This is a genomic window from Micromonospora sp. CA-240977, assembly GCF_050942285.1.
Taxonomy (GTDB): Bacteria; Actinomycetota; Actinomycetes; order Mycobacteriales; family Micromonosporaceae; genus Micromonospora.
This window is the reverse complement of sequence record NZ_CP192055.1, coordinates 6,151,967-6,167,703: the sequence shown is the minus strand read 5'-3', so window position 1 is coordinate 6,167,703 and position 15,737 is coordinate 6,151,967. Positions and strand designations below refer to the sequence as shown.

General features: G+C 71.9%; 14 protein-coding genes and 2 tRNA genes. 12 read left to right on the top strand and 4 right to left on the bottom strand.

Annotation, left to right across the window (positions count from 1 at the left end; all coding sequences use genetic code 11):
- Window positions 1-2 precede the first annotated feature (2 nt).
- Genes ACQPWW_RS27885 through ACQPWW_RS27865 form a run of 5 tightly spaced genes read left to right on the top strand, consistent with a single transcriptional unit; the run spans window position 3 to window position 6,298 of the window.
- A complete protein-coding gene (locus tag ACQPWW_RS27885; RefSeq protein WP_433126604.1) occupies window positions 3-1,166 on the top strand; it encodes a glycosyltransferase family 4 protein in 1,164 nt (387 codons plus the stop codon).
- Window positions 1,163-2,392 carry a glycosyltransferase gene (locus tag ACQPWW_RS27880; RefSeq protein WP_433126603.1) on the top strand — a complete coding sequence of 410 codons (1,230 nt, stop codon included), beginning with the start codon at window positions 1,163-1,165 and terminating at the stop codon, window positions 2,390-2,392. Before ACQPWW_RS27885 ends, ACQPWW_RS27880 begins: the two co-directional genes overlap by 4 nt.
- The gene (locus tag ACQPWW_RS27875; protein ID WP_433126602.1) at window positions 2,389-3,594 is read left to right on the top strand and encodes a glycosyltransferase; all 1,206 of its coding nucleotides are present in this window, start codon (window positions 2,389-2,391) and stop codon (window positions 3,592-3,594) included. The genes ACQPWW_RS27880 and ACQPWW_RS27875 overlap by 4 nt, the downstream gene beginning before the upstream one ends.
- The gene (locus tag ACQPWW_RS27870; RefSeq protein WP_433126600.1) at window positions 3,591-4,961 is read left to right on the top strand and encodes a lipopolysaccharide biosynthesis protein; all 1,371 of its coding nucleotides are present in this window, start codon (window positions 3,591-3,593) and stop codon (window positions 4,959-4,961) included. Before ACQPWW_RS27875 ends, ACQPWW_RS27870 begins: the two co-directional genes overlap by 4 nt.
- Window positions 4,958-6,298 carry an O-antigen ligase family protein gene (locus ACQPWW_RS27865; protein WP_433126599.1) on the top strand — a complete coding sequence of 447 codons (1,341 nt, stop codon included), beginning with the start codon at window positions 4,958-4,960 and terminating at the stop codon, window positions 6,296-6,298. The genes ACQPWW_RS27870 and ACQPWW_RS27865 overlap by 4 nt, the downstream gene beginning before the upstream one ends.
- On the opposite strand, the gene ACQPWW_RS27860 is transcribed toward ACQPWW_RS27865, so the two are convergent.
- Complete coding sequence (locus ACQPWW_RS27860; RefSeq protein ID WP_433126597.1) at window positions 6,275-7,759, bottom strand: hypothetical protein; 1,485 nt, start codon at window positions 7,757-7,759, stop codon at window positions 6,275-6,277. The genes ACQPWW_RS27865 and ACQPWW_RS27860 overlap by 24 nt on opposite strands.
- 188 nt (window positions 7,760-7,947) lie before the next feature.
- On the opposite strand from ACQPWW_RS27860, the gene ACQPWW_RS27855 reads away from it, so the two are divergent.
- Window positions 7,948-8,445, top strand: a complete 498-nt coding sequence (locus tag ACQPWW_RS27855; RefSeq protein ID WP_433126596.1) for a GNAT family N-acetyltransferase — start codon at window positions 7,948-7,950, stop codon at window positions 8,443-8,445.
- A 119-nt stretch (window positions 8,446-8,564) separates the two neighbouring features.
- On the opposite strand, the gene ACQPWW_RS27850 is transcribed toward ACQPWW_RS27855, so the two are convergent.
- Both ACQPWW_RS27850 and ACQPWW_RS27845 read right to left on the bottom strand, forming a co-directional pair.
- Window positions 8,565-8,957, bottom strand: a complete 393-nt coding sequence (locus ACQPWW_RS27850; protein ID WP_433126595.1) for a hypothetical protein — start codon at window positions 8,955-8,957, stop codon at window positions 8,565-8,567.
- Between the two features lie 214 nt (window positions 8,958-9,171).
- Window positions 9,172-9,245 (bottom strand) — tRNA-Gly (locus ACQPWW_RS27845).
- Window positions 9,246-9,573: 328 nt separating this feature from the next.
- On the opposite strand from ACQPWW_RS27845, the gene ACQPWW_RS27840 reads away from it, so the two are divergent.
- The 5 genes from ACQPWW_RS27840 (at window position 9,574) to clpX (ending at window position 14,175) form a co-directional block, all read left to right on the top strand.
- Window positions 9,574-9,647, top strand: a tRNA-Pro gene (locus tag ACQPWW_RS27840).
- A 139-nt stretch (window positions 9,648-9,786) separates the two neighbouring features.
- Window positions 9,787-11,133: a trigger factor gene (gene tig / locus ACQPWW_RS27835; RefSeq protein ID WP_433126593.1), complete on the top strand. Its 1,347-nt coding sequence runs from the start codon at window positions 9,787-9,789 to the stop codon at window positions 11,131-11,133.
- A 220-nt stretch (window positions 11,134-11,353) separates the two neighbouring features.
- Window positions 11,354-11,995, top strand: a complete 642-nt coding sequence (locus ACQPWW_RS27830; protein ID WP_007464111.1) for an ATP-dependent Clp protease proteolytic subunit — start codon at window positions 11,354-11,356, stop codon at window positions 11,993-11,995.
- A 10-nt stretch (window positions 11,996-12,005) separates the two neighbouring features.
- The gene (locus ACQPWW_RS27825) at window positions 12,006-12,668 is read left to right on the top strand and encodes an ATP-dependent Clp protease proteolytic subunit (RefSeq protein ID WP_007464109.1); all 663 of its coding nucleotides are present in this window, start codon (window positions 12,006-12,008) and stop codon (window positions 12,666-12,668) included.
- A 211-nt stretch (window positions 12,669-12,879) separates the two neighbouring features.
- On the top strand, window positions 12,880-14,175 hold the full coding sequence (gene clpX, locus ACQPWW_RS27820) for an ATP-dependent Clp protease ATP-binding subunit ClpX (RefSeq protein ID WP_145779357.1): 1,296 nt from the start codon (window positions 12,880-12,882) through the stop codon (window positions 14,173-14,175).
- A 24-nt stretch (window positions 14,176-14,199) separates the two neighbouring features.
- On the opposite strand, the gene ACQPWW_RS27815 is transcribed toward clpX, so the two are convergent.
- Window positions 14,200-14,826 (bottom strand): helix-turn-helix domain-containing protein, encoded by a 627-nt coding sequence (locus ACQPWW_RS27815; RefSeq protein ID WP_433126592.1) that lies wholly within the window; start codon window positions 14,824-14,826, stop codon window positions 14,200-14,202.
- Between the two features lie 41 nt (window positions 14,827-14,867).
- Between ACQPWW_RS27815 and ACQPWW_RS27810 the strand changes: the two genes are divergently transcribed.
- The gene (locus ACQPWW_RS27810) at window positions 14,868-15,701 is read left to right on the top strand and encodes an EamA family transporter (protein WP_433126590.1); all 834 of its coding nucleotides are present in this window, start codon (window positions 14,868-14,870) and stop codon (window positions 15,699-15,701) included.
- Window positions 15,702-15,737 lie beyond the last annotated feature (36 nt).

The window sequence follows — 15,737 nt, the reverse complement described above, 5'->3', positions numbered from 1 at the left end:
CGATGCGCGTGCTGCATGTCACCCACACCGCGCAACCCGGCGGGGCCGAGCTGGCCCTGGCCCGCCTGCTCGGTCAGCCGCACCCCTGGCAGGCGGCCGTGTACGCCCCGCCCGCCGGCGTCGCCTTCGACCAGCTCCCCGCCGAGGAGGTGGCGCAGGCCCGGGATCTGCCGACGCTACCCACCGGCGGCACCCGAAGTGGGGCGCCCCTGCTGGCGGCCCGCTACCTGACGGCGCTGCGGGACGGCGCCCGGGTGCTGCGGCGCAGCCCGCTGTACCAGCAGGCCGACCTGGTGCACGCGAACACCGCCGCCGCGGCGATCATCTGCGCGCTCGCCGACCGCGCCGGACGCCGGCCCCTCGTGGTGCACCTCCGCGGCCCGTTGACCGTCGAGAGCCTCGGCCCGATCGGTCTGCCCGCGTTCCGTCGGCTGGCCATGCGGCGCGCCGACGGAATCATCGCCAACTCCGACTTCACCCTCGCCAGCGTCCCGCCGGCCCCCCGGGTTCCGGCCCAGCGGACGGTGATCCAGAGCCCCAGCGGGATCTCCGAGCGGCGTGCGTACCCCGAGGTCCGGCCCCAGGTCAGGGCCATCGGGATGGTCGGCCGGCTCCAGCACTGGAAGGGCCAGCACGTCTTCCTCCGCGCGTTCGCCGCGAGCCTGCGCGGCACCGACGTGCGCGCGTACCTCTGCGGCGCCCCGCTCTTCGGCGAGGAGGCCTACGAGACGCAGCTGCGGGAACTCGCGGCCACGCTGGGCATCAGCGAACAGGTCACGTTCCGCGGGCATGTCGACGACATCAACGGCTTCCTCGACTCGATCGACATTCTGGTGCACTCGTCGCTCGGGCCCGAGCCACTGGGCCAGACCGTGCTCCAGGGGCTGGCCCGGGCGCTGCCGGTGGTGGCCACCGAGGGCGGCGGGCCGGGGGAGTGGATCCGCTCCGGGGTCAACGGAATGCTCGTCCCGCCCGGAGAGCCGGACGCGCTCGCCGCGGTGCTGCGTACCCTGGTGGCCTCCCAGCGGCTGCGGCATGACCTGGCGACCGCCGCCGCCCGCACCCCGGGCCTGCTGTCCGACGCGGACTGCGTGGATCGGCACGCCGAGTTCTTCGAGTCCGTCCGCCGCGCCCACCGGCCGGCCCGCGGGCGGGACGCGGCGTGAGCGCAAGGGCACTACGGATCGGGTACGTCCAGGTCCGCCCACCCGGGCTCACGGAGACCTTCATCCCCGCCGAGGTCGAGGCGCTGCGGGCGGCCGGGGCGACGGTCGAGGTCTTCGTGGCCAACCCGGACGGCAACCGTCGGGCCGAGCCGCGCCGGGCCGCCGTCCACCTGCTCCGCCGTCCCGGCGGGCTCCCGGCCGACCTGCGCCTGCTCGGGCTGCCGTCGCGGGCTGCCGGGGGGCGGGGGTTGGCGCGGGGCCTGCTGGCCAGCGCCGCCGCCACCGCCCTCGCCGACGAGATCGCGCGCTTCGACCCGGACGTCCTGCACGCCCACTTCGTCAACCTGCCCACCGCTGTCGCCCTGCTGGTCGGGCGTCGACTCGATCGGCCGGTGACGGCGACCGCACACGCCGCCGACTTCCTGCTCGACCGGGACCCGGCCGCTCTGCGTCACCGGCTGGCCCGACTGCGGCACCTCTTCGTCGTCTCCGCGGCGACCGCCGGCCAACTCGCTGACCGGGGAGTGCCGATGGCGACGATTCCGCACCGGGTCGTCCGGGCCGGCGTCGACGCCCGACTCCTGGACGCCCCACCGACAGTGCCCACCCCCACGCCGGGCACCCCGACGAGGATCGTCACGGTCGCCCGGCTGATCCCGAAGAAGGGGATCGACACCACAATCGACGCGGTGGCCCGGCTCGTCCAGGCCGGGCATCCGATCCGGTACGACATCTACGGCGACGGTCCACTACGGGACAACCTGCGCCGCCGGGTCGACGCGGCGGGGCTGGCCGACACCGTGGCGCTGCACGGCGCGGTGCCACACTCGGTGGCCACTGCCGCGCTCGCCGGCGCGCAGGTCGCCGCCCTGCCCTGCCGACCCGCCCCGGACGGCGACCTCGACGGCATCCCGGTGTTCCTGATGGAGGCGGCCAGTCAGCGCGTCCCGGTGGTCACCACCGCGGTCTCGGGCATCCCCGAACTCGTCGGTCCGGACAGCGGCTGGCTCGTCCCCCCGGACGACCCGGCTGCCCTCGCCGCCGCGATCCGGACGGTGGTTGCCGAACCGGTCACGGCCCAACGGCGCGCCCAGGTGCTGCTGCTCCGGCTCCGGTCGGAGTTCGCCCCGGCGGCGCAGGCCGACCGGTTGCTGTCGGTCTGGCGGGACCTGGCCGGCCCGACCCCGGCCCGACCGACAGTGCCGTGCGAAGGTGGGCACCGGTGACCCTCAGCGTCGTCTCGTCGTACCTGCCGATCCCCCTCGACCGGGGTGATCCCGTCCGGGTGTCGATGATCCTGCGGGCGCTGGCCCAGGTGCCGGACTGCGCCCTGCTTGTGGTCCGCCGCCCGGACACCACCGCCGACCAGGTGGAGCAGTTGCGCCAGATGGTCCACCCGATGCGGGTACGCACCTTCGCGGCCACGCCCTTCCGCTACGACCGCCTCGGTCCGGCGGGCCGATACGCGCAGGCCCTCGCGTCCGGTCTGCCGCCGTGGATCCGGAGCCGCTACAGCGCCGACCTGCACGACGAGCTGCGGCGACGCGAGGGCGCGGCGATAGCCCTCGGCGAGGCGGCCGGCGCCTACTTCCACGGGATTGGCCTGCGCTGGCACTGGGACAAGGCCAACGTGCTCGCCGCCAGCGTCCGGCAGGAGATCGACGCGGCGGGCGACCTCGCGTACCGGCTGCGCGCCCACTACCTGACCGCCGTCTCGACCCGATTCGAGCGGCGGGCGCTGGCCTCCTGCGCGACCGTCTCGGTGACCAGCGAGGCCGAGGCCGAACGGCTGCGCCGACACCACGGCCGGGCGGCCACCTTCGTGTTGCCCAGCTGCGTCCCGCTCCCGTCCGGCCACCAGCCTCGGCCCCAGGAGCGGGAGTTGGTCTGGCTGGGCAGCTTCGCCTACGAGCCGAACCTGACCGGCCTGCGGCGCTTCCTCGCCGAGGGCTGGCCGGCGCTGGTCCGGTCCGGTTACACCCTCACCCTCATCGGCTCGGGTCTGACCGCGCCGGTCCGCGCCGAGCTGGGCCGCCACCCCGGCGTACGGGTGCGCGGTTACGTCGAGGATCTGCGCGCCGCCCTCGCCAACGCCCGCGCCGCTGTGGTGCCACTGTGGAGCGGGGCCGGCGTCAAGCTGAAGACCCTCACCCTGCTGGCCCACGCCGTGCCGGTCTTCACCACGACGGTCGGCGCCGAGGGCCTGCCGGCGAGCCCCGCCGTCCGGATCGCCACGGACCCGACCGCGCTGGCCGCGGAACTCCTCGCGACCACGTCGACCGCCCTGGACGAGATGGCCACCGAGGCGACGCGGCTGGTGGGGCAGGAGTTCTCCGAGGACCGGTTCGCCGAACGCCTCCGCACCGCGCTCGGCACCGACGGCTACCTCGCCGATCGTGGTGCCGCCGGCACCGAATCCGCACGATGATGGCCGTCGACCGGCTGGTCGCCTCCACCGCCGCCAACCTGCTGATCCCGGTCAGCGGGCTGCTCGTCAGCCCGTTCCTCTCCCGCGAACTCGGGCCGGAGGGGCGCGGGCTGTACGCCGCGCTCACCCTGCCGATCGTGATCTGCGGCTGGCTGGGCACGTACGGCCTACAGGACGCGCTGACCTTCCACGTCCGGCAGAGGCGGCTGTCCCGGCGGGACGCGGCCCGGGTCAGCCTGCTGGCCGCCGTACCGCTCGGCCTGGTCGCCGTGCTGCTCCTGGGCGTGTTGAGCCTCTTCGTCTTCGACCGGGCGGAGGCCGCCCGGGAGCAGTTCCTGGTGCTCGCGCTGCTCGCGCCGCTGCACATCCTGGCGAACCTGGCGATCGGCGCCCTCACCGGTGCCGCGGACATCGGCGGCGTCAACCTGATGAAGGTCGTGCCGGCGGCGCTGCGGACGATCCTGCTGGTCATCGCCTGCGTGGCCCTCGACCTGAGCGCCTTCTGGGCCGCCGCGCTCTTCCTGACCGCGACCGCCAGCGGAGCGCTCGTCGGGCTGCCCCGGCTGCGCCGCCGCGCCCGCCCGGCGACCCGTACCGAACCAGGGGATCAGGCCGAGCCGATTCCCGTCCGGTCGCTGATCCGGTACGCGCTCACCTGCCTGCCGGGGGTGCTCGCGGCGACCTCCAGCGCCCGGCTCGACCAGGTCGTCGGCCTACCGCTGCTCGGTGCCCGCGAACTCGGCTTCTACGCGGTGGCGGTCAGCGTTGCGGAACTGCCGACCGTCGTCGCGACAGCGGCCCGGACCGTCCTGATGGGCGGGGCGGGCAGCGAGGACCACGAATCCGTCCTGCGGGTGGCCCGGGTCGCCGTGCCGGTGGCGGCGCTCGGGTGCACGGTCCTCGCCGCGAGCGCGGGACTGCTGGTGCCACGGTTCTTCGGCGCCGCGTTCGCCCCCGCCACGCTGCCCACCGTCATCCTCTGCGCGGCCACCGTCGTGTTCACCTGCGTACAGATCTTCAGCGCCCTGCTGCTCGTGCACGACAAGGCGGGCCGGTCGTCGGTCGCCCTCGTCGTCGGCTCACTCACCGGCGTGCTGCTGCTCGTCGTGCTGGCCCCGCTGGGTGCGGTCGGCGCGGCCCTCGCCAGCCTGGTGGGGTACGCCGTCGCGGCCGGCATCGCGGCCCGGTCGGTACGCAGGTTGCCAGCGGTGCCGTCACTGCGAGCGGTGACAGTGCCGTACGCCGCGGACCTCCGTCACCTGCGCGCCGGGCTCACGCGGCGGTGGCGGGCTCGCCGGAGCGGTCCTCCCGAGGCGCGGGACGCGGCCAATTCACAGTCAGCCGGCACAGGTGGGGGAGTGCGATGAGTACGGTGTTCAGCGGCCAGCCGAAGGGTGCCCTGCTTCGGGCCGGCAGACTGATCCGGCCTGACCCCGGCAACGCCGAGTGGCTCGGCACCGCGGGCGTCGTCGTGCTGCTGGTCCTGGCCTGGATCAGGGTGACCCTTCCCCAACTCGTCCAGATCCTGCAAAACGGGCGACCGGCCTTCAACTCGGCAGTGGAGTCGATGCCCCCTGCCGGCCGCTTCCTGGGTGACGTCACCACCGCGGCGTTCCTCGGCCTGGCCCTCCTCCTCACCGCGTACGGGCTGCGGCAACGACGCCCGGACCGCCTGTGGGCGCTCGCCGTGGTCCTCGCCCCGCTGGCCGCCATCCATCTCGCGGGGCTGGTGAACGGGCAACCCCCCGGGCCGGTGTCCCTGGCCCTCCCGATCGCCGTTGTCGCCATCTGGGTGCTCCGACCCGGGGCGTCGGCGCTGGCCGCGATCGGTGTGCTCGGCGCGGCCACCGCTGTCGTGGCGATGCTGTTGGCGGTCGTGCGGCCGGACCTGGGGCTGCTCACCGGAGCCGACGCGGGCAACAAGGGTTGGGCGATCGGCGGGTTGCTGGCCGGCCCGTACGCACACTCGAACGTGCTCGGGATCATCCTCGCCCTCAGTCTGCCGTTCGTGTTCGGCATCCGGGCCACCGCGTCACGTCGGGTCACCCTGGCGTTGATCCTTGTCGCGTTGCTCTGGACCGGTTCCCGGACCAGCCAACTCGCGGCCATCGTCGTCCTGCTGACCTGGGGGCTGCTCCGCTGGCGTACCGGTGGGCGGGCCGACCGGTCCGACCGGGACCGCCGCCGGCGCCTGTCGCTGCTGATCGGCGTCCCGCTTGCCGTAGCGCTCGGTCTGACAATCCTCAGCCCGCTCCTGACGACCGACCCGGCCGGTTTCACCAACCGGGGCCGCACGTGGCGCGCCCTGCTGAGCCGATGGGCGGAGCGGCCACTGACCGGCCACGGCCCGGAATACTTCGAGCGGCAGCCGGACCTGGCCGCGGCGCTCGGCGGCCGGTACACCCACGGGCACAACGTGCTCGTGCACCTGCTGGCCATCGGGGGCCTGCTCACCGTCGTGCTGTTCGCGGTGCTGCTGTACCAGGTCTGGCGGCGGTCGATGCTCCTGGCCGGGGCCGGCACCGTGGGGCCGGCGCTCTTCCTCGTCGCGCTGCTGTGGGTGTCCTGGCTGGAGGCATCGCACCTGTCCGTCACCCTCGCCGGATACCTGACCTGGCTTCCGCTCGGCCTGATCGCACGAGCCGGGCCGCCCAGCCCCGCGCCCGAGCACACGACCGGATCAGAAGATCAGGACGTCCCGTAGGTAGTTGGCGACCCGGCGGAGCTGGTTGGCGCCACCGACCGGCGCGGTCATCCGCAGCACCAACTGCTTGTCGATGTCACCGCTTTCACTGCGCCAGTACGCGACCACCACCAGGCCGTACCGCTGCGCGCCGTCGACGGTGAGGCTGCTGGTCTCGGCGTACGCGGAGGTGGGGCCACTGCGCACCCACTGGAGCCCCCAGGCCTCCTCGCCGGTCCGCATCGCGGTCTGGCGTGGCCCGTCGCAGGGCGCCGGGCAGTCGCGCACCACCAACTCGCCGCCGAGCTCGGCGTCGCTGCCCGCCGGCGCGCCGCACTGGTGTCTGCTGAGCCCCGCGGCCCGCTCGACGGACGTGCACTGCCAGGTCGGCGGCACCTTCACCGGAAACGGCAGACCGTCGAGCCCGTTGAGGGTGAGGATCCGGTCGGTGGAGGCGAACCGCACCCACTGGGCAGGCCACTCGCCCTGGGCCGGCGGTTCGAGCCCGGGGCTCAGCGGCGCGGATGCCGGGGCCGGCGCGGGCAGTGCCGACTGACCCGCCGTGGGCGTCGGTTGTGGGGGATCCGTGCCGGGGTCGAGCAGCAGGACCAGACCACCACCGGCGAGGAGGCCGAGCACCAGACCGATGACCGGCATGGCCCAGCGGCCCGCGCGGGATTGTCTCGGCTCCGGCGTCGGAGCCGGCTCCGGTTCGGCTTCCGGCGTGGGTTTCGTGGCGGCGGCGGACGTCGAGCGGGGCCGGGTGTCCTGCGCTGGCGACGGGACGGCCCACGCCGGCATCGAAGCCTGCTCCGTCGGCGTCGGCGTCGGTAGTGGTGGCAGGGTCGGTGGCGGCGGCAGGGTCGGTGGCGGTGGCAGGGTCGGTGGTGGCTGGTCGTCCGTCGGCGTCGGCTGCGGGGCGCGTGGCGGCGGCGCCTGCTCGGCCGGGGGCCGCTGGTCGGCCGGTGGCGTCCGCGTCGCCTCGGCCCGTTGCGTCTGCGTGGCCTCAGCCGCTGGCTTCTGCGTGGCCTGCGCCCGCGGCGTCTGCTCGGTCCGGGGCGTCTGCTCGGTTCGCGGCGTGTGCTCGGCGCGGGGCGTCTGGCGCGGCACCGGTATCGCCGCCTGCCGTGCGGGCCCCGTCTCCGCGGGCGGATCGTCCGGCTCGGCCGGAGCCGGCTGGTAGGTCATCCCGAGGGCGGCGAAGGTGCGCTCGGCCGTCGGCAGGAGATCCTCCGGGTACGCGACCCAGGGAGTGGTGGCGGAGAAGTCCGCGCCGACCCAGAGTGGGCTGCCCGTCTCCGAACGAGCGATCGCGTGGCTGGTGGCCGCGAAGGCGTCCCGCCACCGTGACTCTCCGGCGATGCCGACGTCGAGCACCACCACCACGAGAGGCTGCTGCCCACCGTCGACGGCGGACCAGATGCCGCCGATCTGGCAGACGCCCAGTCTCCGGATCCGTTGGTACGGACCAATTGGCTGCATGTGCGACCTCTTCCGCTTGCCCACGTGATGATATCCATGCCGACCCATCCCTACGGGCCCGGCGAAGCCCCGGAGCCGAGGAAGTCTCTGCCTGGATGACGACAGTCGGCGACCAGGTCGCCGTCGTCGGCCGCGCCGGCGCGTGCACCGCTGAACCATCCCGCGCCCACCGCCGATAGCCTCGGCCCATGAGCTGGCTGCCCGATGACTTCGTCCACCCGGTTCACGTGCCGGTGCCCGACACGGCGCTGCACCTGCGGCCGATCCGGGAGGCGGACACCGCGCTCGACTACCCCGCCGTGATGGGCTCCCGGGAGCGTCTGTGGGAGATCTTCGGCCCGGCCTGGGCCTGGCCCCCGGAGACGATGACCTACGAAGAGGACCGCATCGACCTGCTGCGGCACGAGAAGGAGATCGCCGCGCACCAGTCGTTCAACTACGCGCTGTTGGACGAGGAGGAGACGGCGATCCTCGGGTGTGTCTACGTCGACCCGCCCGAGCGCACCGGCGCCGACGGCGAGATCTCCTGGTGGGTGGTGAACGACCTTGTCGGCAGCGAGGCGGAGCGCGCGCTCGACGCGCTGGTGCCGCAGTGGATCGCCGCCGACTGGCCCTTCCGGCAGCCCCGCTGTCTGGGCCGCGACATCAGCTGGCAGGACTGGCTCGCGTTGCCGCGCGCCGCGTGATCCGGCGGAGGTGATTCGTGGCGGCGTCCGCGCGCAGGGTCGGGATTCGGCCGCGACGGTCACCTGCCGCGTGCGGCCGGGCCAGGCGTGGATGTTCGACCGGCGTCCGGTCGATGACCTCAACGGCGTGCCGTGAGGGGCACGAGGACGAGAACGACGACGCCGAGCGCGGTGGCGCCGACAGCCCACCACCAGAAGAATCCCGAGAAGACCGAGGCGATCACGAGCCCCACACCGAGGCCGGCCAGCAGGCCGAGGGCGAACAACGTCCGTGGGGGCAGGGCCAGGTGCGGCAGGCGTCGTACCACGAGCACCTCCAGCCAGGTGCCGCCCGACGCCAGCAGCGCCGCGCCGACCACGTCCACTGCCGACAGCCCGTGACCTTCGCTGAGGGCGACGAGGACCCTGCCCTCGTCGCCGGCGGGGACGAAGAGGATGAGCACGCCAGCGGCGACGAGGAGAGCGGCAGTGGCGACCTGCCTGCGGGGGGCGCTCTCGACGTCGTGTGACATCGCCACAGTCTCGGCCATCCGCGACGGCCTTCACAGGAGCCGTATCGGCGAACCTCGAACCCCTGACGCCTGGCCTGCGCCACTTTCGGCCGAGCGCGGCGGGCCACCGATGTCCCGGCGCCGGGGCGGTCCGGTGCCCGCGAGGTCGGAGCGGGGGAGTGGCCGGCCGGCCCAGGATCGGGGGAGGCAACCTATGACCTGGGCCGGAGGTCGTTGGAGCGGGCGACGGGAATCGAACCCGCGTAGTCAGTTTGGAAGACTGAAGCTCTACCATTGAGCTACGCCCGCGTGCACCCCGCCGAAACGGGGCGCGCGGACAGCGTACCCAATGCCTCTGCCGACCGCGCAGCCACGCCACCGCCCCTTTGACGCCGGGTTGCGTGCGCGTCGGGTCGCCACACTCCGGAGATCCACTCGACATCAGGGATGTCGTGGTCTCTCCTGGCCCGGACACCGCGAGATCCGGGAAGGCGGGTGGATCTTGACCCCCGCGGCCGACCGGTCGCCCGCAGCGCGGGGCCCTGCGGGCGTTACGGGGTTTTAGGGCGATATGTCCGGGTGGTGGGTGCCCCGGCACCGCCTGAGTCGCGCTGACGGCATAGACTGCACGTCGCCACGGGGTGTGGCGCAGCTTGGTAGCGCACTCGCTTTGGGAGCGAGGGGCCGTGGGTTCAAATCCCGCCACCCCGACTGTCGTCCGCGGCCAGGCCGCCCCGGGTGCCGCCACCGTGCGGTCCCCGGGCGCTGCCGGAGCGTCAGGCCGGCTCGCCTACACTCGATGGGCTGAATCACGCCCAGACTCAACTGAGATCCGTCAAGGAGTACGCCTGTGAAGAGCACCGTCGAGACTCTGAGCCCGACGCGCGTGCGGCTCGCCATCGAGGTGCCGTTCGTCGAGCTCGAGCCGAGCCTCAAGAAGGCGTACCGGGAGATCGGTTCGCAGGTCCAGGTTCCGGGCTTCCGCCGGGGCAAGGTGCCGACCGCCGTGATCGACCAGCGGGTGGGCCGTGGCACCGTCCTCAACGAGGCGGTGCAGGAGGCCATCCCGGAGAACATCATGGCCGCGGTGCGCGAGCACGACCTCAAGACGCTGGGGCGCCCCGAGGTCGAGATCACCGAGTTCAACGACGGCGACTCGCTCAACTTCACCGCCGAGGTCGACGTCCGCCCGGAGATCACCATCCCGGACGCGTCCTCCATCGAGGTGACGGTCGACGAGCTGCAGATCGACGAGAGCGAGATCGACGAGCAGGTGAAGAACCTGCGGGAGCGTTTCGCGACCCTCAAGACCGTCGAGCGGGCCGCAGCCGAGGGCGACTACGTCCAGATCGACCTGAACGCCACCGTCGACGGCGAGGACGTGCCGGGCGGCCAGGCGAGCAACATCTCCCACGAGGTGGGCAGCAAGCAGCTCCTGCCCGGCCTGGACGAGGCCGTGGTCGGCCTCGCCGCCGGCGACGACACCACCTTCACCACCCAGCTCGTCGGCGGCGACTTCGCCGGTCGGGACGCCGAGGTGGCGGTGACCGTGCGCACGGTCAAGGAGAAGGAGCTGCCGGAGCTGAACGACGAGTTCGCCCAGATGGCGAGCGAGTTCGACACGATCGAGGAGCTGCGCGGCGACCTGCGTGCCCGGGTCACCCAGGGCAAGCAGGTCGAGCAGATCTACGCCGCTCGGGACAAGGCTCTGGCGCAGCTGGTCGAGGCCGCCGACGTGCCGGCGCCGGAGGGTGTCGTCCGCGAGGAGGTCGAGAGCCGCAAGCAGGCGATGATCGACCAGCTGGAGCGGATCGGCGCCTCCATGGAGGAGTACCTCGCGGCCGAGGACAAGACCGAGGAGCAGATCGACACCGAGCTGACCGAGGCGGCGACCGAGGGCGTCAAGGTCCAGCTCCTGCTCGACACGCTCGCCGACGCGGAGGACGTGCAGGTCTCCGACGACGAGTTCGGGCACGAGATCGTGCACCGGGCGCAGCGTGCCGGGATGGCTCCCCAGCAGTACTACGACCAGCTGGTGCGCTCCGGCGCGGCCGCCGCGGTCTTCGGTGACGTGCGACGGGGCAAGGCGCTCGCCGCCGTCATGGAGCGGATCACGATCAAGGACTCGGCCGGCAACGAGGTCACCCTCGACGCCCTGCGCGCCGCCAACGAGGCCGAGCACAACCACGACCACTGATCGTCGGGTGCGGCCGCCGTCCGCCGCTGTGCGGTGGACGGCGGCCGAATCCATTTCTGGGTACGCCCGGAGGTCAGCGTTGCCGGGTACGCCCGGAAGCCCGCGCCGCGGGTGCCCCCGACACAGCTGCGCTGAGAGCGAACAGTGCCCCGACCGGGACTCTGCCGCCCCGCACAGCGGTTAGTGTCGGGAAAGACGGTACGGAGAGCGAAGGGCTGCCATGACCGACATGCACATCCCCAAGAAGTCGCTCCGGGCGATTGACGCGCGCGGTGGCGACTCCATTGGCAACCTCGACGACTCGGTCTACAACCGGTTGCTCAAGGAGCGCATCATCTTCCTGGGCAGTGAGGTGACCGACCAGGTCGCCAACCGCATCTGCGCGCAGCTGCTGCTGCTCGCCGCGGAGGACCCGGACCGCGACATCAACCTGTGGATCAACTCGCCGGGTGGCTCGGTCTACTCCGGCATGGCGATCTACGACACCATGCAGTTCATCGACAACGACGTGTCGACCGTGGCGATGGGCATGGCGGCCTCGATGGGCCAGCTGCTGCTCTGCGCGGGCACCAAGGGCAAGCGGTACGCCCTGCCCCACGCCCGGATCATGATGCACCAGCCGTCCGGTGGTCTGGGCGGCACGGCGTCCGACATCGCCATCCAGGCGGAGCAGATGCTCTACACGAAGCGGATGTTCCAGGAGCGGGTCGCGCACCACACCGGCCAGAGCCAGTCGCAGATCGAGGCGGACTCGGACCGGGACCGTTGGTTCACCGCCCAGGAGGCCATGGACTACGGCTTCATCGACAAGGTGATCATCGGAGCCGCTCAGGTTCCGGATGGCGCCGGGACCCTGAGCTGAGGAGCTGACGATGACCGATCTGAGCTTGCCGCCCCAGTTCGCGGCCGTGCACAACCGTTACGTGCTGCCGTCGTTCGTCGAGCGCACGTCGTACGGGGTCAAGGAATCCAACCCGTACAACAAGCTCTTCGAGGACCGGATCATCTTCCTCGGCGTCCAGGTGGACGACGCGTCGGCAAACGACGTGATGGCCCAGCTGCTGACGCTCGAGGGCACCGACCCGGACCGCGACATCATCATGTACATCAACTCGCCGGGTGGGTCGTTCACCGCCATGACGGCGATCTACGACACCATGCAGTACGTCCGTCCGGACATCCAGACGGTCTGCCTCGGGCAGGCCGCCAGCGCGGCGGCGGTGCTGCTGTCGGCGGGCACCGCGGGTAAGCGGATGGCTCTTCCGAACTCGCGGATCATCATCCACCAGCCGGCCACCGAGGGCGGCTACGGGCAGGGCTCGGACATCGAGATCCAGGCCCGGGAGATCCTGCGGATGCGGACGCAGCTGGAGGACATGCTGTCCCGCCACTGCAACCGCCCGATCGAGCAGGTTCGCAAGGACATCGACCGTGACAAGATCATGACGGCCGAGGAGTCCAAGGAGTACGGGCTGGTCGACACGATCCTGACCAGCCGCAAGAAGGGTCTGCTGGCGACTCACTCCGCCAGCTGAGCAGTACCGGGTCAGAGGTTGGCCGGGGCGGGCAGTTCCCGGCCGACCTCTGACACACCCGTTTTGGGGGTCGGAGAATGCCCCGCCAGCGGGTAACGTCGGGTCCGTACCGCTTCGCCGGTTGGGCCGGCGGGGTGAACCAAACCGGACGGCGCGCAGCGTCCGCAGGTCAGGGCCGGGTCTCCGGCCGATGAGTGCAGGGAGAACGTAGGTGGCACGGATCGGTGACGGCGGCGACCTACTGAAATGCTCCTTCTGCGGCAAGTCGCAGAAGCAGGTCAAGAAGCTCATCGCGGGCCCAGGGGTCTACATCTGCGACGAGTGCATCGATCTCTGCAACGAGATCATCGAAGAGGAGCTGGCCGAGTCCGGCGAGGTGAAGTGGGAAGAGCTTCCCAAGCCGATGGAGATCTGCCAGTTCCTCGACAACTACGTCGTGGGGCAGGACCAGGCCAAGAAGGCGCTCGCGGTAGCGGTCTACAACCACTACAAGCGGATCCAGGCTGAGGCGGCCAACGCGCCCGGCTCCGGCAGTGACGCCGTCGAGCTGGCCAAGTCCAACATCCTGCTGCTCGGCCCGACCGGTTGCGGCAAGACCCACCTGGCGCAGACCCTCGCCCGGATGTTGAACGTCCCGTTCGCCATCGCCGATGCCACGGCCCTGACCGAGGCGGGCTACGTCGGCGAGGACGTGGAGAACATCCTCCTCAAGCTGATCCAGGCCGCGGACTACGACATCAAGCGCGCCGAGACCGGCATCATCTACATCGACGAGGTCGACAAGATCGCCCGCAAGTCGGAGAATCCGTCGATCACGCGGGACGTCTCCGGTGAGGGTGTCCAGCAGGCCCTGCTCAAGATGCTCGAGGGCACTGTCGCCAACGTGCCGCCGCAGGGCGGCCGCAAGCACCCGCACCAGGAGTTCATCCAGATCGACACCACCAACGTGCTGTTCATCTGCGGTGGCGCCTTCGCGGGTCTCGACCAGATCATCGAGTCCCGCACCGGGCAGGGCGGCACCGGCTTCGGTGCCCGGCTCCGGTCGGTTTCGGAGCGCTCGACGGACGACATCTTCAGCCAGGTGATGCCGGAAGACATGCTCAAGTTCGGGTTGATCCCCGAGTTCGTGGGCCGGTTGCCGGTGATCACCAACGTGCGCAGTCTGGACCGCAGCGCCCTGGTGCGGATCCTCACCGAGCCGCGTAACGCCCTGGTCCGGCAGTACCAGCGCCTGTTCGAGCTGGACGGGGTTGAGCTGGAGTTCGACGAGCCGGCGCTGGAGGCGATCGCCGACCAGGCGATGCTGCGGGGCACCGGCGCCCGTGGGCTGCGGGCCATCATCGAAGAGGTGCTGCTCTCCGCGATGTACGAGGTGCCGAGCAACCCCGACGCCGCCCGGGTGTTGATCACTCGTGAGGTGGTCCTGGAGAACGTCAACCCGACAATCGTTCCGCGCGAGTTCACCGGGCGTCGGGCCCGGCGGGACCGCGAGGAGAAGTCGGCCTGATCCTCCCCACGCCACGCCGGCCGCTCACTCCTGCCGCGGCCGGCGTGATCGCGTTCGGCGGTCCCATTCGCCCGACGGGGTGACGGTCACCATCATCAGCCGGGTCGGCGCGTCGGTGTCGTTGCGGTAGCCGTGTTCGCGGTCGGCGTGGAACTCGATCGTCTCGCCGGCGCGGACGGGGTGGTCCTGCCCGTCGACGCGGACGACCACGGCGCCGTCCAGCACGTGCAGCACCTCCCGGGTGCCGCGCGGGTGGTCGAGGGAGCGGTGCGCCTCTCCGGGCGCCATCCGCCAGTCCCAGAGTTCGACGAGGTCCGGCTCGCCCAGTCCGCTCAACAGGTGGCCGGTGCCGCCGTGTTCGCCCTGCCAGAGCACTGGCGCCTCGCCGGCGGGAGTGATCTTCACGGTGTGTTCTTCGGCCGGTTCGAGCAGGTGGGCGATGTTGACGCCGAACGCGTCGGCGACCCGGCACAGCGTGCCGACGCTCGGGTTGGTGCGCGCGCCCTCGATCTGCACGAGCATGCCCTTGCTCACCCCGGACCGGCCGGCCAACTCGTCGAAGGACCAGCCTCTGGCGGCCCGTAGTTCGCGTACCTGTCGGGCAACCGCGGCGGTAACCGCGCCCACCCGATCCGGTCCCGGCTCGGTCATTAAACTATCCTTCGCGGTCATTATTGTGGTACGACGGATGGATGATACCCATTGTCCTGGCCGCGCTGGCCGCCGTCGCGTTCGGTACCGCCGACTTCTCCGGAGGCAAGGCGTCCCGGCACGCCGACCCGATCGCCGTCACGGTGATCTCCCAGCTGCTGAGTGTCCCGCTGCTGGTCGTCCTGGTGTTTGTCGTGCCCGGGACCCCGCACCTCGGCGACCTCGGCTGGGGGCTTCTCGCCGGGGTGGCCGGCGGGGGTGGTGTCATGCTGCTCTACCGTGCGCTCGCCGGCGGGATGATGGCGGTGGTGGCGCCGGTCACCGCGATCACCGCCGCGGTGGTGCCGATCATCGCGGGTCTCTTCACGGCGTCCTTCCCGGGCACTTTGGCGCTCACCGGCGCCGGCCTCGCGGTGTTGGCCATCGCCCTGGTCAGCCTGGGAGAGAGCGGCGGCGGACGAGCCATCCCGGCGCGGCTGGTCGGGCTCGCGCTCGCCGCCGGGGCGCTGTTCGGTGTCTTCTACACCCTGCTGGGCCAGGCCGACGAGAGCGCCGGAATGTGGCCGGTGGCGGCGGTTCGGGCGAGCTCGATCGCGTTCGGCCTCGCGCTGGCCCTCGGAACCCGGGTGCGGCTGCGCCTCGGGCGACGGCAGTGGGGCTGGGCGGCGGTGGCCGGTCTGCTCGACAGCGCTGCCAACGCGCTCTTCCTCGCCGCCGCTGCCCGTGGTCACCTGAGCATCGTCGCTGCGGTCGCCGCGCTCTACCCGGCCAGCACCGTGCTGCTGGCGTTGGCCGTCGACCGGGAGCGGCTGCGCGTCGTCCAGATCACCGGGCTCGGTTTCGCCGCCGGTGCGTTGGTGCTGGCCAGCCTCTGACGCTGTCCGAGCCGCCCTTTCGGACGTACCCTTGTG